Raw genomic sequence first — 17,477 nt, 5'->3', positions numbered from 1 at the left:
TCCGGCTCAGGGATCTCCCAGCTTCTAGGCGGCGACGGCGCGGCGGCGGCGCGCGGCGGGCTTCCAGCACTCGGCGATGAAGCCGCCGATCTCGTCCGTCAACCGCTCCGGGGTCATGCGCAGCTCCAGGAACGAGTCGGCCCGCAGCAGCCGCGCGTCGGGCAGCTCGTCGACCAGCGCGCCGGAGTCGCTGAACGGGTGGACCGGGTCGTGGTCGTGGCCGATCACGAGCGCCGGGCGGTCGATCGTCCTGCGGACGTCGCGGTGCGGCGCGACGCGCCCGAAGAACAGCCCCTGCAGCACGGCGGCGCTCGGCCCCGGCTGTTGGCGGACCGTGTCGAGCAGCACGTCGGCGCCCCACACGCGGCCCGTCGGGATCCTGCGCGTCACCGCGGAGACCGTCTTCATCACCGGCTCGCCGAACGTCAGCGCGCACATCAGCGGCGTGAACGCGATCGCGCAGCCGAGCAGCGCGTTGTCGAGCACCGGCATCTCCAGGACCATCCCGCGCACGCGCTCCGGGTGCGCGGCCGCGGCCTCCAGCGCCGTGTTGGCGCCCAGCGACGTCCCGGCGATCACGGCCTCGCGCACGCCGAGGTGGTCGAGCAGCGCGATCACCTGCTCGCCGAAGAACGGCATCGAGTAGGCGGACATGTCGCGCGGCCGGTCGCTGCGGCCGTGGCCGAGCAGGTCCAGCGTCACGACGCGGTTGCCGCGCTTGGCCAGCGCCCGCGCCAGCGGCCGGTGCATCTTCTGCGACAGCAGCAGCCCGTGCAGCAGGACGACCGTGCGCGGCCCGTCGCCGTAGGCGGTGTAGGCGAGGCGGCGACCCTGATGCTCGAAGAACGACGGCATGGACGAACGCTACCGGTGTTCGGACAGTCTTTCGAGCGCCCACACTGCCCAATCGGCTCGTGCCTGGGCCTCGCGCAGGCCGATCTCCAGCCCGATCCGCTGCGAGCGCTCGGCCGGCGTCGCGGGCCGGCGCGCCGCGGCGGTCGCGCGCAGCGTGCTCAGCGCCTCCTCGGCGGCGCGCAGCTCGGCCTCGACGTGCGCGCGGGCGTCGTCGGGATCCATCAACCACAGGAAGAACGTCCGCAGCGCCGCCTCGTCGCGGACCGTGCGGTCGGGCTCGGTCTCCCGCAGCCACTCGCGCACGGCGTCCCTGCCGTCGCCGGTGATCCTGTAGGTCTTGCGCCCGCGCGGCCCGGGCTCGCCGTCGGCGGCGATCAGCCCCTCGTCGGCGAGCCGGTTGAGCTCGGGGTAGATCTGCGAGTGCCCGGCCGACCAGGTCGCGCCGACCGCCGCCTCGAAGCGCTGCGCGAGCTCGTAGCCGCTCATCGGCCGGTCGGCGAGCAGGCCGAGGAGCGCGTGGCGCAGCACCCTGGGCCTGGACGGATGGACCGGAATACGTAGATCTTCACAGGTCTGACCTGACCGGTCATGAAGCCGGTGTGAAGAACGGGCTCAACGCCTATGACGCCGCGATGGCCTCCGCGGTCCGGTGCGCGAGCGCCATCGTCGTCAACATCGGGTTGGTCCCGGAAGCGGTCGGGAACGCGGACGCGTCGCCGATCCAGACGCCGCCGACGTCGTGCAGCTCGCCGAACGGCCCGGCGACCGACGTCTTGGGGTCCTTGCCCATCCGCGCGCTGCCCATGTGGTGCAGCGAGAACGTCGCGTGCTCGAACGGCGTCAGCGGCGCGGCGATCACGCGCGCCGCGAAGTCGTCGATCGACTCGCCGCTGCTGCGCGACCAGTGCAGCCGCTTGCGGTGCAGCGTCACGATCTCCTGGGCGCCCGCGGCCTCGTGCATCAGCGCCATCGTGCGCAGCCCGTGGCGGAAGTTCGCCAGGTCGACGCCGTCGCTGAACGGGTACAGGTGCACCGGGTTGCCGGCGTCGTCGACCGTCACGCGCCCGTGCCCGCGGTCGCGGATCAGGAACACGAGCGCGGAGGAGATCGACGACCGCGCCATGTCGGCCTTGTGCTGCTCGCCGGTCTCCCACGGCACCGAGGATCCGGACACGCCCGGCGACGCGTGCGACGTCTCGACCAGGTAGCCGTAGCCGTCCTGGAGGTTGTTGTACTCCATCGACAGCGCCGACTGGGGCGCGCCCCACCACGCCTTCTGGCCCTCGTCGTAGATGCCGTTGACCGCGGTCGCCGGGTGCAGGCGCAGGTAGTCGCCCGCGGCCGGGCCGCCGATCCCGGACCGCAGCAGCAGCGCCGGCGTGTCGAGCGCGCCCGCGGCGACGACGACCGTGGGCGCCCGGACGGTGACCCGCGCCGTGACGCCCTCGGCGTCCACGTAGGTCCCTTCGACGCCGGTCGCGCGGTCGTTCTCCACCAGCACGCGCTCGACGCGGCAGTTGACGACGAAGCGCGCGCCCGCGTCGGCGGCGTCCTGCAGGTAGGTCTTCAGTGTCCCGAGCTTCGCGCCCGAGACGTCGCCGAAGCCCATCAGCCCCGCGAGGTCGGCGTCGTACCTGTCGGGGTCGGCGTTGCGGGTGATCACGCGGCCGTCGATGCCGAGCTTGGCCGCGCCGTCGAGCAGGCGCTGATTCGGGCCGTTGGCGTCGGAGCAGGCGTCGGTCACGCCGATCCGCGCGCTGACCTCGTCGAGGTGGCGGTCGTACTCCGCGCCCGCGAGGCCCTCCAGCTCGTGGACGTTCTCCCACTCCTCGCGGACCCAGTCGTAGGTCCGCAGGCAGTTGGTCCAGTTGACCGTCGAGCCGCCGCCGAGGTTGGCGCCGGTCATCAGCGCGATCTGGCCCTCGGCGGTCTGCGCCAGGCCGCCCGCGCGGTAGAGGTTCTGGTAGGCCCAGAGCTCGAGCTGGTTGAAGTCGGACTCGTTGTAGTAGCCGCCCGCCTCGAGGACGACGACGTCCTTGCCCGCGCCCGCGAGCTTGCCCGCGATCACGCCGCCGCCGCTGCCGGAACCGACGACGACGACGTCGGCCACGAGCTCCAGGTCGGCGCCCGCGCCCGACGGCCGCGTGACCGGGATCGTCTTCGGCGCGTCCTCGGGGGACGGCGGCACCGCGCGCGGTCCCGGGTAGCCGATCGCCTCCCAGTTGGGGTTCTTGCCCGTCGCCGGATCCGGGATCGCGTAGAACAACAGGAACGTCAGCGCGCGCAGGCCGGACAGCCCGCCGAGCGCGGCCGGGTCGGCGTCCATGAAGCCGTGCAGGATGGCCTCGCGGACCTCCTGGGGCGCGTTGTCGAAGCCCTGGGCGGCCAAGGCATCCAACAACTGCCGGACGCCCTCGACCTGGTCCTCCGGCACCGCGCCGGACCCGAGCTGCTGCGCGATCGCCGCGTCCACGCCGAGGTCCGAGCCCCTGCGCGCCCAGAACCCGGTCGGGTCGTCCTCGCGCGCGACCTCCGGCGCGAAGGTGTCGACGAGCCGCTGCAGCGTCGCCTGCTGCAGCTCGGAGAGGACAACGGCCGCTGGAGGTGTTGACACGGTGTCAGCCTACCTCGCGCGGTCAAGCCCCGCGTGTTAGGGTGACGCCCCCGTCAACTTTCTGGCGCACGCAGGGCGCCGCTCAGGAGGGACTGTCCCGATGGCCAAGCAGCAACGCATCCTCACCGGCCAGGTGGCCGCGATCACGGGCGCCGCGCGCGGCATCGGCCGTGCCACCGCAGAGGCGTTCCTGCGCGAGGGGATGAAGGTCGCGATCGGCGACCTCGACCTCGCGACCGCGGAGAGGACCGCCGCCGAGCTCGGCCACGGCACCGTCGCGTTCCCGCTCGACGTCACCCAGCGCGCCTCGGTCAAGGCGTTCCTCGACGGCGTCGAGGAGCAGCTCGGCCCGATCGACATCATGGTCAACAACGCGGGGATCATGCAGGTCGGCCACACGATCTGGGACGAGGACGACGCCACGACCCAGCGCATGGTCGACATCAACATCAACGGCGTGATGTTCGGGATGAAGGAGATCGTCCCGCGCTTCCTGGCCCGCGGCCGCGGCCACGTCGTCAACGTCGCCTCGACCGCCGGCAAGGGCGGCTTCCCGGGTGGCGGCACCTACTGCGGGACCAAGCACTACGTCGTCGGCGTCACCGAGGCGCTGCGCGCCGAGCTGCGCGGCACCGGCATCGAGGTCTCCTGCGTCATGCCGGTCGTCGTCAACACCGAGCTGGCCAGCGGCCTGACGCCGACGCGCGGCGTCAAGCAGGTCGAGCCGTCCGACGTCGCCGACGAGATCGTCGCCGCGCTCAAGGAGGCGCGCTTCGACGTCTTCGTGCCGCGCTCGGTCGCGGGCATCACCAAGGTGATGAACCTGCTCCCGCGCTCCGGCCGCGAGGGACTCAGCCGCGCGCTGAAGGCCGACCAGGTGCTCGCCCAGATCGACCCGGGCAAGCGCGCGGCCTACGAGCTGCGCGCCTCGCACTCCGATCCGGCGCTCGAGGCCGGTGACCCAACCAGGCAGTTGACCCCGTAACGGGGCCGCGCGGGGGGTAGGTTGTCCTGCATGGAAGCCGCCACCTCCTCAACTTCGATCGATCAGCTGGCCGTCGACACGATCCGGACGCTGTCGATGGACGCCATCCAGAAGGCGAACAACGGCCATCCGGGCCTCCCGATGGGCATGGCTCCTGCTGCGTACGTCCTGTACGCGAGGGTCATGCGCCACAACCCCAAGGACCCGGACTGGCCGGACCGCGACCGCTTCGTCCTGTCCGCGGGTCATGGCTCGATGCTGCTCTACAGCTCGCTGCATCTCGCCGGATACGACCTGCCGATGGACGAGCTCAAGCAGTTCCGCGAGTGGGGCTCGCTGACCCCAGGTCACCCGGAGCGCGACCGCGTCCACGTCACGCCGGGCGTCGAGGTCACCACCGGCCCGCTCGGCCAGGGCTTCGCCAACGGCGTCGGCATGGCGCTCGCCGAGGAGTTCCTGCGCGAGAAGTACGGGTCCGACGTGATGGACCACTTCATCTACGCGATCGTCTCCGACGGCGACCTGATGGAGGGCGTCGCCTCCGAGGCCGCGTCGATCGCCGGCCAGTACGGCCTCGGCAAGCTCGTCTACCTCTACGACGACAACTCGATCTCGCTCGACGGCCCGACGTCCCTGAGCTTCGACGTCGAGAACGTGCCGCAGCGCTTCGAGGCCTACGGCTGGCACGTCCTGGAGGTCCACGACGCCAACGACCTGGTCGCGCTGGAGTCCGCGATCAGGGAGGGCCAGCGGCAGACCGACAAGCCGTCGCTGATCGTCGTCAAGTCGATCATCGGCTACCCGTCGCCCAACAAGCAGGGCACGTCGAAGGCCCACGGCGCGGCGCTCGGCGAGGACGAGGTCCGCGCGACCAAGGAGGTCATGGGCTGGGATCCCGACGCCCACTTCCTGGTCCCGGACGGCGTCTACGAGGAGTACGCCAAGAACGCCGAGCGCGGTGCCGCGCTGCAGGCCGAGTGGCAGGAGCGCCTGGACGCGTGGAAGGGCGACAACGCCGAGGACGGCAAGGCGTGGGACCTCGCGTGGGAGGGCGGCTCGTACGGCGGCAAGCCGCTGCCGGGCCTGAAGGACGTCCTGCGCTCGGTCGACTGGGGCGGCAAGGAGCAGCTCGCCACGCGCGTCGCCGGCCAGAAGGCGATGGCCGCGATGGCGCCGTTCGTCCCGACGATGGTCGGCGGTGCGGCCGACCTGTCGGAGTCGACCAAGACCGAGTTCCCGGGTGAGGACGAGCGCTTCTCGCGCGGCCACGCGGGCCGCAACGTCTACTGGGGCGTGCGCGAGCACGGCATGGGCGGCGCGGTCAACGGCCTCGCGGCCCACGGCGGCATCCTGCGCCCGTACGGCTCGACGTTCCTGCAGTTCTCCGACTACATGCGCGGCTCGATCCGGTTGAGCGCGCTGACCGGTCTGCGCGTCGCGTGGGTCTACACGCACGACTCGATCGCCCTCGGCGCCGACGGCCCGACCCATCAGCCGGTCGAGCACCTCGCCGCGCTGCGTGCGATCCCGGGCCTCGTCGTGCTGCGGCCCGCCGACGCCAACGAGACCGCCGAGGCGTGGCGCGTGATCCTCGAGGACCTCGAGGGCCCGGCGCTGATGGCGCTGTCGCGCCAGGACCTGCCGATCCTCGACATCGACTTCGACGGCGTCGGCCGCGGCGGCTACGTGGTCTCGCCCGCGTCCGGCGACGAGCAGGTCGTGCTCGTCGGCACCGGCGCCGAGGTCCACACGGCGATCGAGGCGCAGAGGATCCTGGCCGGACAGGGCATCGGCGCGCGCGTCGTCTCGCTCCCGTCGTGGGAGCTGTTCGCCGACCAGGACGACAGCTACCGCGACGACGTGCTGCCGCCGACGCTGCCGAAGGTCTCGGTCGAGGCCGCGGTGACGATGGGCTGGGAGCGCTGGGTCGACCGCTCGGTCGGCGTCGACCGCTTCGGCGCCTCCGCGCCGGGCCCCGAGGTCCTGGAGAAGCTCGGGATCACCGGCGAGAACGTGGCGCAGACGGCGAAGGACCTCCTCGCCGCCACCAACTCGTAGGACTCCTCGCTACTGCGACAGCCTGGCTGCGCGCGGGCCGACGGTGACATGGATCACGTCGGCCTCGCGCGTCCAGGCGATCACGTTCAGCGCGGTCAGGCGGTCCAGCCAGAACTGGAGCGCCTGAGCCTGGGCGTCGGAGCGGTAGGCGCGCGACAGGTCGAAGGCGAAGCCGGTCGTGTGGGTCGACGGCGCTGCCTCGGCGGTCCCGAACGCGCCGCGGGTGTCGCGGTCCTCCTGCGCCACGGAGCGCGCCGCGGACGTCACGACGACCGGCGCGGTCCTCGAGAACCCGCGCACGCCGAGCGCGAGGTAGCGCAGCAGGCGCAGTGCGTCGGGGCGCAGCGCGTCCTGGCCGGTGGGCGCCCTGGCCAGCGCGGCGCTCGGCCGCAGGGCGGCGCCGGTCAGCTGCACGAGCGCGTCGGTCCTCAGCGCGTCGGCGTTCGCGAACGCGGTGGAGGTCGACTGCGGGCGCAGGACGCGCTCGCCGCCGGGCGAGTCCTGCAGCGCGGCCTGCGCCTTCAGCTTGGCCGGGTCGTCGCGGTAGAGCTTCATGATGTCCTTGGCCGCGCCGATCCGCCACAGGTAGGTGGAGGAGTCGTCGCCGAGGCTGCTCAGCACCTTCCACGCCGCCGCGTGGCGCGCCGGGGTGGAGTCGAAGAACAGCTGGGCGTACGGGATGTCGGAGTTCCCATAGGCCTTGAGCGCGCGCTGCAGGTTGCCGACGCCCATGTGGTAGCTCTCGACCGCCAGGTCGGCGCGCCCGTGCAGGTTGTCTTGGGCGAACTCCAGGTAGCGCGTGGTCGCCATCAGCGCCTGGTGGGCGTCGAAGCGCTGGTCGACCTGGGCGCGCCGCCGCTTCAGCTGGGCGATGTGCTTGAACGACTGCGAGCGCCCGATCTGCTGGGTCAACCTGGTGGACTTGGCCACGTCGACCTTCAACCCCAACAACCCGGTCGCCGTCTGGGCCAGGATCTGCGTCAGCCCGACGGCGCTGTTGAGGTCGTCGGACGCCATCGCGTCGCTGCGCCCCGCGGACTCCAGGAAGACGATCGCCTCCAGCGTGTTGGCGTCCTGGTGGGCGCGCCTGGCGACGTCCTCGATCACGGGCCGGAAGCGCGCGACGCGCTGCGCGGTCGCGTAGGCGCCGCCCGGCGACTTGTCGTACAGGGGGTGGCTGAGGCCCGCCGCGGCGGCGGTCTCGAAGTCGGCCTGGTGCCTGGCGTCGTAGCCGAAGGGGTCACGCGTGGCGTCGGTGGTCCCGGCGCCGGGCGCCAGCCGCCGCGGCCCGCTCGACTCGCCACCGCGCCCGAGCAGGACCACCACGACCCCCGCCACGACGACGACCGCCACCAGCAGCGCCGCGAGGCGCCGCCGTTGGATGGTGCGTTGTCGCATCGTCCCGACACCGTGCCAGACTCGCGGGCCGTGCGCGTCGTGCGACATGTCACATCCGACCGGTTGACGCTGGACGACGACCTCGTGATCGAGGGCGAGAACCTGTCGGTCCTGCCGCTGCTGCCCGACGGCGCGTTCGACGTCGTCTACATCGACCCGCCGTTCAACACCGGGCGCCGGCAGGTCCGGACGACGCTGAGGGTGGTCGCCGACGCCGAGAACGGGACGCGCACCGGATTCGGCGGGCGCCGCTACCGGACCGAGGCGGTCGGCTCGATGGCCTACGCCGACGCGTTCGACGACCTGCCCGCCTACCTCGAGCCGCGGCTGCGCGAGGCATGGCGGCTGCTCGCCGACCACGGGACGCTCTACGTCCACCTCGACCCGCGCGAGTCGCACTACGTCAAGGTGCTGTTGGACACCATCTTCGGCCGCGACGCGTTCCTCAACGAGCTGATCTGGGCCTATGACTACGGCGCCAAGCCGCGCCGGCGCTGGCCCGCCAAGCACGACGTGATCCTCGTCTACGTCAAGGACCCGGCCGCGTACTGGTTCGACGACGCCGAGGTCGACCGCGAGCCCTACATGTCGCCCGGCCTCGTCACGCCCGAGCAGCGCGAGCGCGGCAAGCGGCCGACCGACGTCTGGTGGCACACGATCGTCACGACCAACGGCGCCGAGCGCACCGGCTACCCGACGCAGAAGCCGCTCGGCGTGCTGAAGCGGATCGTCGCGGCGTCGTCACGGCCGGACGGCTGGTGCCTGGACTTCTTCGCCGGCTCCGGGACGCTCGGCGCGGCGGCCGCCGCCCTGGGGCGCCGCTACGTGCTCGTCGACGCGTCGCCGGACGCGATCGGCGTCTGCGAGGGGCGCCTGGGCGTTCTGGACGACGACGACGGCGCTACGCCGGCGTCGAGCTCGTCAGCTTCGCCGTGACCACGATCCGCTGCGCCGCGCTGTAGAGCGGGTGGCAGGCGGTCAGGACGAGGCGGTGCTGGCCGGCGTGGGAGACCAGCGACGACGCGTCGCTCGGCGTCGTGATGTGCCAGCCCATCACCTTGTAGGTGAACTTCCCGTAGGGCATGTTCACGACGATCGTGGAGCCGGCCTTCAGCTCGTTGACGCGCCTGAACGGCGCGCCGTAGGTCGTGCGGTGCCCGGCGAGGCCGACGGTCCCGGTCATCCCGGGCAGGACCGTGCCCTTGTAGTGGCCCGGCCCGCGCTTGAGCGCGGCGTGGTTGGTGTTCTCCACGAACACGGTCCTGAGGCCGATCTTCGGGATCGAGATCGAGCCCATCGCCGAGCCTGCGCTGCGGCCGGCGCGGTCGAGCGCGGTCGCCTGGCGCTGCATGCGCGCCTTGGCGGTCTCGTGCGGGACCTTCGGAGTGGCGGCCTGGAGCGTCCTCTGCAGGCCCCTGAGGTCGCCGCGCAGCGCCGCCTGGTCGCGGTGCTGCTGGATCGCCGTGATCGGCTCCTGCCAGAAGATCGTCAGGACGCCGTCGGTGATCAGCAGCAGCCCGGCGAGCAGGCCGAAGAGCAGCAGGCCGCGCCTGGCGCGGCGGCGCAGCGTGGGCGGCGGCGCGGCGGCGGCCGCGGGCGTGGATGACTCAGCGGCTGCGGGCGGCGCGGGAGACGCGGGCGTCTCGGCCAGCGCGAGGCGCGCCTCCAGCTCGGTGAGCCGGGCGCGGAGATCCGCGGCGTCGGCCGCGGCCATGCGTGCGACGTCGGCCAGCGTGCGCTCCGCGGTGCGGCGGCGCTGCTCGGCGAGCGTCAGCGCGTCGGAGAGGCGTTCGACCTCGGCGCGCAGGTCGGCGGACGACGCGCTGCGCCGCGTCCCGAGGGACGTGACGCGCGCGTCGTCGCCGGACGACATGCGGTGCTAGTTCTGGTTGCGACGGCGGTCGCGGACCAGCAGGGTGGCGGTGCCACCGGCGATCGCGAGGCCGGCGAAGATGAACAGCAGCGGCTCACCGCCGGTGAACGCGAGGCTGCTCGGCGCCTGCTGAGCGGCGACGGACGGCGCGGCGGAGCTCTGCGACTGCCCCTCGGTGGTCGGGGTGGCCGACGTCGTCGTGCCCTCGGTGGTCGAGGTCGGCGTGACCTCGGTCGTGGAGCTCGTCGTGTTGGTGTAGCCCGACGTGGTCGTGTCGGTGGTGGACTGGGCCGAGGCGATGCCGGCGGAGAGCATCAGGGCCGCGACCATCACAGCCAGGGCAATGCGGAAGCGCACGATCGTGAATCCCTTGGTAGATCGAGAAGGACGACAGCGATCGTACCCGTTTAAAACGGCGATGCACTGTCCTATTGGTCATCGGTCGCAGACCTGCAAGCTTGCGGGGTGGGCGCCGTCGTGCATGTGAGAGGCTGCCCGGCATGGCCGAAACGGAGCGGGAATACGACATCGTCCTGCTCGGTGCGACCGGGTTCACCGGCGCGCTGACGGCGGCGGAGCTGGCGGCGCGCGCGCCGTTGGGTGCGCGCTGGGCGGTCGCCGGGCGGACACGCGCCAAGGTCGAGGCGGTCCGCGACCGCGTCGTCGCCCAGCACCCGGACGCGCCGGTCCCGGACGTCCTGGTCGCCGACGTCGGCGATCGCTCCTCGCTGGACGCGGTGGCGCGGATGACGCGCGTCCTGACCTCCACAGTTGGCCCGTACGCGCTCTACGGCGAGCCGGTCGTGGCGGCCTGCGCGGCGGCGGGGACGCACTACCTGGACCTGACCGGCGAGCCGGAGTTCGTGGACAACACGCGGTTGCGCCAGCACGACGCGGCGGTCGCGTCGGGTGCGAGGCTGATCCACTGCTGCGGCTTCGACTCGATCCCGCACGACCTCGGCGTGCAGTTCACCGTCGAGCAGCTGCCGCGTGACGTGCCGCTGCGGGTCCGCGGCTACGTGCGCGCGGGTGCGCGCTTCAGCGGTGGGACGTTCGCCAGCGCCCTGGGCGCGTTCGCGCGGACGAGGCAGACGTTCGCCGCACAGAGGGCGCGCCGCAGGCTGGAGGGCAAGCCGGCCAACGTGACGATCGAGGAGCCGGGCACGCCGCACCGTGCTTTGGGCGCCTGGGCGCTGCCGCTGCCGACCGTCGACCCGGCGATCGTCGGCCGCTCGGCGCGCGCCGACGCCGCGCTGTACGGGCCGGACTTCAAGTACGGGCACTACGCGCTGGCCAACCACCTGCCGGTCGCGCTCGGCGGCGCGGCGGGCATGTTGGGGTTGATGGCGGTCGCGCAGGTCGGGCCGGCGCGGCGCGCGTTGTTGTCGCGGTTGCCCTCGGGCGAGGGCCCGAGCGCCGAGCGCATGGACAGGTCGTGGTTCTCGGTCACGTTCGTGGGCGAGACGGCGGACGGCGCCGAGCGCGTGGTGACCGAGGTGCGCGGCGGCGACCCGGGCTACCGCGAGACGTCGCGGATGCTCGCCGAGGCGACGCTGAGCACGGCGTTCGACGAGGACTTGCCGGACTGCGCCGGGCAGGTCACGACCGCGCAGGCGCTCGGCCCGGCGCTGCGGGCGCGGCTCGTGCGGTCCGGGATCAGCTTCGAGGTCGTGTAGCGCGCAGCGCGAGCTGCAGCTCGAAGCGCTGCTGCGGGTCGTCGAGGGCGTCGTCGCCGAGCCGCTCGCGCAGGCGGGCGAGGCGGTAGCGGACGGTCTGGTGGTGCAGGTGCAGGTCCCGCGCGATCTCGCGCGGGCGGCCGGGATGGTCGAGCCAGGCGACGAGCGTCTCGCGCAGCAGCGCCTCACGGGCCGGCGACGCGTCGCGCAGCGGAGCGAGCCGCACGTCGGCGAGCGTTTGCGCCGCATCGCGGTCGGCATGGACGACCAGCTCCGCCAGATGGTCCTCCCACCGCAGCGTGGTCTCGCCCGGCAGGACGCCGTCGACGACCAGCTCCGCCAGCCGCCGCGCACCGTGCAGCGACCGCGCCGCCTCGCCCACCGCCACCTCCGGCCCCGCCGCGCACGCGACGTGATCGAGCGCCCCCTCGTCGCCGCTCACCGCCACCGCAACCCCACCGGCGCGCCCGAGCAACAGCGTGCGGTCGTCCAGGCGCCGCGTCTCCGCCGCCAGCAGGACGGCGACACGCACCCGCTCCGGAACGACCCACCCGGCGGCGGCCGCCAACATGGTGTGGTCGCTCTCGGCGCCGTCCAGCAGCGCGTCGAGCAGCGCCTGGCGGGCGCGGGCCCGCGCGCCCTGCGCTGCCTCCGCCTCCCGCGCGAAGCCTTCGAGCGAGTTGGCGGTCAGCTCGTCCATGTAGTTCATGGACAACGAGGCGACGTGCAGCGCGACCGGTCCGGGCAGGTCGAGCTCCTCGGCGATCCGCAGCACGCGCTGCCAGCCGACCTGCGCGCCGACGCGGTAGCCCGCCATCAGCCCCTCGACGCTCGCGCCGACCGCTGCGGCCGCCGCGCCGAAGGCGACGTTCGCGCCGCCGTCGTCGTCGCCGCTGCCCTCCAGGATCCGGACGAAGCGCTCGTGCGTGTGGCCGATCCCGATCCGGACGTCGGCGGCGCCCACGCGCACGGCCAGGTCGGCGTGGTCGCGGAGCACGACGGCGATCGTCTCCTCGACCATCGCGGGCAGCTCGGCGCGCATCCGGACCGCGAGCGCGTTCAGAGCTTCGTGATGAAGCTCGACGGTCGTTTCACGCTTCCGGGCCGTGGATCGCGCGGACATTCGTGCGTACCTTCGCATGCATGGAGCTCGCCGTCGAATCACCCCTCTCCGCCTACCGGGCCGCCTACGACGCGCACGACGTCGACGCGCTGGTCGCCACGCTGCGCCCCGACGTCCGCCTCGTCTCCCCGATCACCGACCGCTTCGCGTTCGAAGGACACCAACAACTCCGGAACCTGTTCGAGGACGTCCTGGCGACCGTCGACGAGGGCGCGCACGTCCTCGACATCGGCGACGACCACACGCGCGCAATGAAGCTCGTCGGCCGGATCGGCAAGCAGCGCTTCGCCGAGACGTTGTTGTTCACCTTGGACGACGACGGCCTGATCGCCGAGATCGAGATCTTCGTCCGCCCGATGCCGGGCCTGCTGACGATGGCCGCCGCGCTCGGCCCGCGCGTCGCGCGCCGTCGCGGCCGCACGCGCGCACTGGCCGTCCGGCTGATGATGGGTCCGCTGGCGGCGATCGCCCGCGGCGGCGAGCCGGTCGGCTCGAGGCTCGCCGCGCCGTGAGTTAGGGAGCCCTTAGGCTGAGGGGCGCATGGCCCCTCCCCAAGACGTGCATCCCCTCCGGCGCCTGTGGCGCCACGCCCCGCGCCACCGCGGGAAGATCCTGCGCGGCGCGGTCCTGACCGCGCTGAACAAGCTCTTCGACATCGCGCCCGAGCTGCTGATCGGCGTCGCGATCGACATCGTCGTCCGCGACCAGGACTCGATGGTCTCGCGCTGGTTCGGCGTGCACGACCGCGAGGACCAGCTGCTCTTCCTGGCCGGCGCGACCGCGATCGTCTGGATCCTCGAGTCGCTGACCGAGTACCTCAGCGCGCGGATCTGGCGCGAGCTGTCCCAAGACCTCCAACATGACCTGCGCCTGGAGGCCTACCGCCATGTCCAAGACCTGGAGCTCGCCTGGTTCGAGGACCGCGCGTCCGGCCGGCTGCTGACCGTCCTCAACGACGACGTCAACCAGCTCGAGCGCTTCCTCGACGTCGGCGCGCAGCACATCATCTTGACGGCGGTCAACGTGGTCGGCGTCGGCGCGGTGTTCTTCGCGATCTCGCCGCTGCTGGCGGTGCTGGCGTTCCTGCCGATCCCGGTGATCATCGGCGGCTCGCTGCTGTTCCAGAGGCGGCTGGCGCCGCGCTACGAGGCGGTGCGCGACGGCGCCGGGCGGCTCGGCGGGCTGATCGGCGGCAACCTCGGCGGGATCGCGACGATCAAGGCGTTCGGCGCCGAGGAGCGCGAGGCGGCGCGCGTCGACGAGGCCTCGCGCGCGTACGCGGACGTCAACCGCAGCGCGATCGCGCTCTCAGCAGGGTTCGTTCCCCTGATCCGGATGGCGATCCTCGCCGGGTTCATGGTGACCTTGGTCCTCGGCGGCCACATGGCGCTGAACGGGACGCTGGAGATCGGGCTGTACTCCGTGTTGGTGTTCATGACCCAGCGGCTGCTGTGGCCGCTGACCGAGCTGGGCGAGACGCTCGACCTCTACCAGCGCGGCTGCGCGTCGATCCGGCGGATCCTGGACCTGATCGACGCGCCGATCGCGATCGTCCCGGGCGTCGCCGAGCTGCCGCCGCTGCCGGGCGGCGACGCCGTGCCGGCGCGCGCGGCGCGCTTCGAGGACGTCGAGTTCTCCTATGACAACGGCGCGCGGCCGGTGCTGCGCGGGCTGTCGCTCGACGTCGGGGCGGGGGAGACGCACGCGATCGTCGGCGCGACGGGCGCGGGCAAGTCGACGGTGGTCAAGCTGCTGCTGCGGCTGTACGAGGCGCAGTCGGGGCGCGTGACGATCGACGGCGTGGCGGTGGAAGAGTTGTCCTTCATGTCGCTGCGCGGGGCGATCGGCTACGTCGGGCAGGACACGTTCCTGTTCGACGGGACCGTCGCCGAGAACCTGCGCTACGGCGCGCCGGACGCGACCGACGACGAGCTGCGCGCGGCCGCGGCGCTGGCCGAGGCCCACGAGTTCATCATGGCCTTGCCCCACGGCTACGACACGCCGGTCGGCGAGCGCGGCGTGCGCCTGTCCGGCGGCCAGCGCCAGCGTCTGACGATCGCCCGCGCGCTCGTGCGCAACCCCTCCATCTTGGTCCTGGACGAGGCGACGTCGGCCGTCGACAACGAGACCGAGGCGGCGATCCAGCGCTCGCTGCTGCGCGTGTCGCACCAGCGGACGACGATCGTGATCGCGCACCGGCTGTCGACGATCCGCCACGCGGACGCGATCCACGTGCTGCAGGCGGGCGTGGTGGCGGAGACCGGGACGCACGACGAGCTGGTCGCGTCGGGCGGGATGTACACCGCGCTCTGGGCGGTGCAGACCGGCGAGGTCGGCGCGCCCGTGGCGCCACCCGCTGCCGCCGCCGGCTAGGCCGCTTCTTCGAGGCGGTCGTCGCCGAAGAGGACGGCGCCGGCGTCGGTGATCAGCGTCGGGACGCCGTTGACCCCGGCGGCGATCGCGGCGTCGGTCGCGTCCTTGAGCGCCTGCTTGACCGCCGGGTCGGCGATCCCGTCCGGCAGCTCGTGGGCCGGGAGCCCGGCGCGGTGCGCGGCGGCGGTCAAGACCATCATGTCGCTCAGGTCCGCGCACTGGGCGAACGCCGCCCGGAAAGCGGTCAGCGCGAACCGCTCGGCGCACTCGGCGCCGCCGACCCGCTCGGCCCACACGCACGCGCGCATCGCCTGCAGGGAGTTCGGCGGCCAGCCCGGCGGCCACGTGATCGGCGGCAGCCCGTAGCGCGCGGCACGCGCGGCGATCTCCACCATGTTGGCGCCGCGCGTGTCCATGTCGGCCCACGAGCCCCAGCCGCGGTGGGCGAAGATCGCGCCGGCCAGGACCGGCTGCAGCCGCGGCGGCTCGGGCAGCACCTCGCGCGCGCGGGACACCGCGAGGTACGCGTACGGTGAGGCGAGGTCGTAGTGCAGGACCGCCATGGCGGTCCGTAGGATCGCAGGCGTGTCGGCGATCTCGGGGCAGGGGAGGCGCGACCTGCGCCTGCTGGCCGCGGGCGTCGCCGTGTCGACGATGGGCGACCAGTTCGCGTCGGTCGCCCTGCTGCTGCGGCTGCGCCCGCACGGGACCGGCTGGGTCGCCGCGCTGCTGGCCGCGCAGGTGGCGCCGATGATCCTGCTCGCGGGGTTCATCGGGATGCTGATCGACCGGACCGAGACGCGGCGCGTGTTGTTGTACGCCGTGGTCGGCCAGGCGCTCGTGGCGATCCCGCTGGCGCTGGCCCACGCACCGGCGCTGATCGTGCCGCTGTTCTTCACGCTCGGGGTCTTCAACGCGGCGGTCCGGCCGGCGACCAACGCGCTGATCCCGGCGATCGCCGGTGAGGCGGAGGCGACGCGCGGCTTCGCGAGGCTGGCGCTGGCGATGTCGTTCGGGTTCGTCTTCGGCCCCGCTCTGGGTGGCGTGCTGACCGCCGCGTTCGGCGCGACGACCGCGCTGCTGATCGACGCCGGGACGTTCCTGGTGCTGGCCGTGCTGTGCCTGGGGCTGCGGACGCGCCGGGTCCCGGCGCCGGTCGATCCGAACGCGGTCGTGGAATCGGCGCGCACGGCGCGGCGCGCGGGCTGGGCGGCGCTGTGGGACGACCGCGTGCTGCGCGCGGTCTTCGCGGTCACCGCCGTCGTGACCGCGGCGTCGGTGGTCGACAACGTCGCCGCGCCGTTCCGGTTCATCGACCAGCTCGGGACGACCGCGACGGGGTACGGGATCTACCTGTCGCTGTGGGGTGCGGGGATGGGCGTGGGCGCGCAGATCGCGCCGCGGCTGCCGGCGCGCGCGGCGCGGTACGTCCCGGCCGTGGGCCAGCTCGTGCTGAGCCTCGGGATCGCCGGGATCGGCGTCGCGCCGGTGTTGGCGGTGGCCTACGTGAGCAGCCTGCTGGGCGGGATCGGCAACGGCATGGCGAACGTCGCGCAGAACGCGCTGGTGACCACGCGGGTGCCGGACGCGACGCGCGGGCGGGCGTTCGCCGCGGCGTCCGGGGTCTTCCAGGGCGCGTTCGCGGTCGGCAGCGCGGCGGGCGGGCCGATCGTGGCGCTGCTCGATGCCGGCACCGCGATGATCGTCTGCGGCCTGGTCGGCGCGGGCGCCGCCGCGGTGGGGCTCGTCGCGCTGCGCCGCTAGGTCGTGAAGCCGAGGATCAGCTGCGCCGCTTCCCGCGGCACGTCGAGCTGGATCGCATGGCCTACATCTTGCAGCTCGATCCAGTCGGCGGTCGGGAACCACGCGCGGTAGCGCGCCGCCGCGCGCGGCCAGGGGAGCAGGACGTCGTCGGTGCCCCAGACGAAGCGCAGCCGGCAGTCGACGCGGGAGGGGTCCAGCGTCCAGCCCTGCGTCTCGGCCAGCTTCGTCATGGGTTCCACGGCGGTGCACGCCGCGACCGCCCGGAACTGATGCGCCAGGAGCTCCGGCGGGATGTGCTGGTAGTTGACCGTTGTTGTCGCGGTCGCTCGACGCCGCCCCAGCTCGGTCTGCATGAGCGCATCGGCCTGACCCACGTACGCCCGCACCTCCGCCTGCACCTGCGGGAAGTGCGCGAGCACCTCGCGATACGCGTCATCACCCGGGGCCCACCCTCCCGCCGGGGCGAACGCCACGACCGTCCTGGCCCGCCCCCGCTCGGCGAGCTGCAACGCGACATACCCACCGAGCGAGTTCCCACAGACATGAGCGCTGCTCCACCCCCGCTCATCCATCACCCGCTCCACCTCAGCAACCGCGACATCCCCCTCGACGACGTCGCCGATCTCCGGCCCACCCACATGCCCCGGCAACGCAACAGCAACCACATCATGTCGCTCCTCCAACCACGGCACGACGAGCTCCCACGTCCGCCACGTATCCGTGAACCCATGGATGAGGATCAACGGCTCGCGCGCCAT

Annotated in this window: 16 protein-coding genes; 7 read left to right on the top strand and 9 right to left on the bottom strand. The window is 72.9% G+C overall.

All coding sequences use genetic code 11. The features are described 5' to 3' along the window. Nucleotides 1–24 precede the first annotated feature (24 nt). From H030_RS28575 to H030_RS0102115, 3 genes are all read right to left on the bottom strand, one after another. Nucleotides 25–855, bottom strand: coding sequence for an alpha/beta fold hydrolase (locus H030_RS28575; protein WP_035125755.1), 831 nt, complete (start codon nt 853–855; stop codon nt 25–27). A gap of 9 nt (nt 856–864) precedes the next feature. Beyond that, nucleotides 865–1,383 carry a PadR family transcriptional regulator gene (locus H030_RS0102120; RefSeq protein ID WP_027004898.1) on the bottom strand — a complete coding sequence of 173 codons (519 nt, stop codon included), beginning with the start codon at nt 1,381–1,383 and terminating at the stop codon, nt 865–867. Nucleotides 1,384–1,474: 91 nt separating this feature from the next. Continuing rightward, a complete protein-coding gene (locus H030_RS0102115) occupies nt 1,475–3,469 on the bottom strand; it encodes an FAD-dependent oxidoreductase (RefSeq protein ID WP_027004897.1) in 1,995 nt (664 codons plus the stop codon). 100 nt (nt 3,470–3,569) lie between these two features. Between H030_RS0102115 and H030_RS0102110 the strand changes: the two genes are divergently transcribed. Both H030_RS0102110 and tkt read left to right on the top strand, forming a co-directional pair. After that, nucleotides 3,570–4,454, top strand: a complete 885-nt coding sequence (locus H030_RS0102110) for an SDR family oxidoreductase (protein WP_027004896.1) — start codon at nt 3,570–3,572, stop codon at nt 4,452–4,454. 30 nt (nt 4,455–4,484) lie between these two features. Next, nucleotides 4,485–6,512: a transketolase gene (gene tkt / locus H030_RS0102105; RefSeq protein ID WP_027004895.1), complete on the top strand. Its 2,028-nt coding sequence runs from the start codon at nt 4,485–4,487 to the stop codon at nt 6,510–6,512. A gap of 9 nt (nt 6,513–6,521) precedes the next feature. Here tkt and H030_RS0102100 read toward each other — a convergent pair whose 3' ends face one another. Continuing rightward, entirely contained in the window at nt 6,522–7,910 is a 1,389-nt protein-coding gene (locus H030_RS0102100) for a transglycosylase SLT domain-containing protein (protein WP_155891797.1), read from the bottom strand. 63 nt (nt 7,911–7,973) lie between these two features. Here H030_RS0102100 and H030_RS28570 point away from each other — a divergent pair, with 63 nt between their 5' ends. Next, nucleotides 7,974–8,846, top strand: coding sequence for a DNA-methyltransferase (locus tag H030_RS28570; protein ID WP_419470648.1), 873 nt, complete (start codon nt 7,974–7,976; stop codon nt 8,844–8,846). Here H030_RS28570 and H030_RS36075 read toward each other — a convergent pair. Together H030_RS36075 and H030_RS0102085 are read right to left on the bottom strand one after the other, a co-directional pair. Next, nucleotides 8,812–9,783 carry a class E sortase gene (locus H030_RS36075; protein WP_051221490.1) on the bottom strand — a complete coding sequence of 324 codons (972 nt, stop codon included), beginning with the start codon at nt 9,781–9,783 and terminating at the stop codon, nt 8,812–8,814. The genes H030_RS28570 and H030_RS36075 overlap by 35 nt on opposite strands. A gap of 6 nt (nt 9,784–9,789) precedes the next feature. Further along, on the bottom strand, nt 9,790–10,098 hold the full coding sequence (locus tag H030_RS0102085) for a hypothetical protein (protein ID WP_155891796.1): 309 nt from the start codon (nt 10,096–10,098) through the stop codon (nt 9,790–9,792). Nucleotides 10,099–10,283: 185 nt separating this feature from the next. Between H030_RS0102085 and H030_RS0102080 the strand changes: the two genes are divergently transcribed. Further along, a complete protein-coding gene (locus H030_RS0102080; RefSeq protein ID WP_035125752.1) occupies nt 10,284–11,459 on the top strand; it encodes a saccharopine dehydrogenase family protein in 1,176 nt (391 codons plus the stop codon). Here H030_RS0102080 and H030_RS0102075 read toward each other — a convergent pair. Next, nucleotides 11,440–12,582 (bottom strand): PucR family transcriptional regulator, encoded by a 1,143-nt coding sequence (locus tag H030_RS0102075; RefSeq protein WP_196808958.1) that lies wholly within the window; start codon nt 12,580–12,582, stop codon nt 11,440–11,442. The two genes, H030_RS0102080 and H030_RS0102075, sit on opposite strands and share 20 nt — an antisense overlap. Before the next feature lie 20 nt (nt 12,583–12,602). On the opposite strand from H030_RS0102075, the gene H030_RS0102070 reads away from it, so the two are divergent. Further along, nucleotides 12,603–13,094: a nuclear transport factor 2 family protein gene (locus H030_RS0102070; protein WP_027004890.1), complete on the top strand. Its 492-nt coding sequence runs from the start codon at nt 12,603–12,605 to the stop codon at nt 13,092–13,094. 28 nt (nt 13,095–13,122) lie between these two features. Beyond that, entirely contained in the window at nt 13,123–14,955 is a 1,833-nt protein-coding gene (locus tag H030_RS0102065) for an ABC transporter ATP-binding protein (RefSeq protein WP_027004889.1), read from the top strand. Here the strand turns inward: H030_RS0102065 and H030_RS0102060 are convergent. Then, nucleotides 14,952–15,518 carry a 2-hydroxychromene-2-carboxylate isomerase gene (locus tag H030_RS0102060; RefSeq protein WP_035125749.1) on the bottom strand — a complete coding sequence of 189 codons (567 nt, stop codon included), beginning with the start codon at nt 15,516–15,518 and terminating at the stop codon, nt 14,952–14,954. The two genes, H030_RS0102065 and H030_RS0102060, sit on opposite strands and share 4 nt — an antisense overlap. Before the next feature lie 22 nt (nt 15,519–15,540). On the opposite strand from H030_RS0102060, the gene H030_RS0102055 reads away from it, so the two are divergent. Next, nucleotides 15,541–16,719 (top strand): MFS transporter, encoded by a 1,179-nt coding sequence (locus H030_RS0102055; RefSeq protein WP_035125747.1) that lies wholly within the window; start codon nt 15,541–15,543, stop codon nt 16,717–16,719. Here the strand turns inward: H030_RS0102055 and H030_RS0102050 are convergent. Next, nucleotides 16,716–17,477, bottom strand: a complete 762-nt coding sequence (locus H030_RS0102050) for an alpha/beta fold hydrolase (protein ID WP_027004886.1) — start codon at nt 17,475–17,477, stop codon at nt 16,716–16,718. The two genes, H030_RS0102055 and H030_RS0102050, sit on opposite strands and share 4 nt — an antisense overlap.

The sequence above is a fragment of the Conexibacter woesei Iso977N genome, assembly GCF_000424625.1.
GTDB classification, from domain to species: Bacteria; Actinomycetota; Thermoleophilia; order Solirubrobacterales; family Solirubrobacteraceae; genus Baekduia; species Baekduia woesei_A.
Note: the sequence above shows the minus strand (reverse complement) of the source record. Positions and strands in the feature narration are given on the sequence as shown.

Excerpts from the sequence above, each read along its gene's own strand:
- H030_RS0102110 (WP_027004896.1), top strand. The coding sequence starts at position 3,570 with ATGGCCAAGCAGCAACGCATCCTCACCGGCCAGGTGGCCGCGATCACG.
- H030_RS28575 (WP_035125755.1), bottom strand. The coding sequence starts at position 855 with ATGCCGTCGTTCTTCGAGCATCAGGGTCGCCGCCTCGCCTACACCGCC.
- H030_RS0102050 (WP_027004886.1), bottom strand. The coding sequence starts at position 17,477 with ATGGCGCGCGAGCCGTTGATCCTCATCCATGGGTTCACGGATACGTGG.
- H030_RS0102065 (WP_027004889.1), top strand. The coding sequence starts at position 13,123 with ATGGCCCCTCCCCAAGACGTGCATCCCCTCCGGCGCCTGTGGCGCCAC.
- tkt (WP_027004895.1), top strand. The coding sequence starts at position 4,485 with ATGGAAGCCGCCACCTCCTCAACTTCGATCGATCAGCTGGCCGTCGAC.
- H030_RS0102100 (WP_155891797.1), bottom strand. The coding sequence starts at position 7,910 with ATGCGACAACGCACCATCCAACGGCGGCGCCTCGCGGCGCTGCTGGTG.
- H030_RS0102075 (WP_196808958.1), bottom strand. The coding sequence starts at position 12,582 with ATGTCCGCGCGATCCACGGCCCGGAAGCGTGAAACGACCGTCGAGCTT.
- H030_RS0102060 (WP_035125749.1), bottom strand. The coding sequence starts at position 15,518 with ATGGCGGTCCTGCACTACGACCTCGCCTCACCGTACGCGTACCTCGCG.
- H030_RS0102080 (WP_035125752.1), top strand. The coding sequence starts at position 10,284 with ATGGCCGAAACGGAGCGGGAATACGACATCGTCCTGCTCGGTGCGACC.
- H030_RS0102085 (WP_155891796.1), bottom strand. The coding sequence starts at position 10,098 with ATGCTCTCCGCCGGCATCGCCTCGGCCCAGTCCACCACCGACACGACC.
- H030_RS36075 (WP_051221490.1), bottom strand. The coding sequence starts at position 9,783 with ATGTCGTCCGGCGACGACGCGCGCGTCACGTCCCTCGGGACGCGGCGC.
- H030_RS0102070 (WP_027004890.1), top strand. The coding sequence starts at position 12,603 with ATGGAGCTCGCCGTCGAATCACCCCTCTCCGCCTACCGGGCCGCCTAC.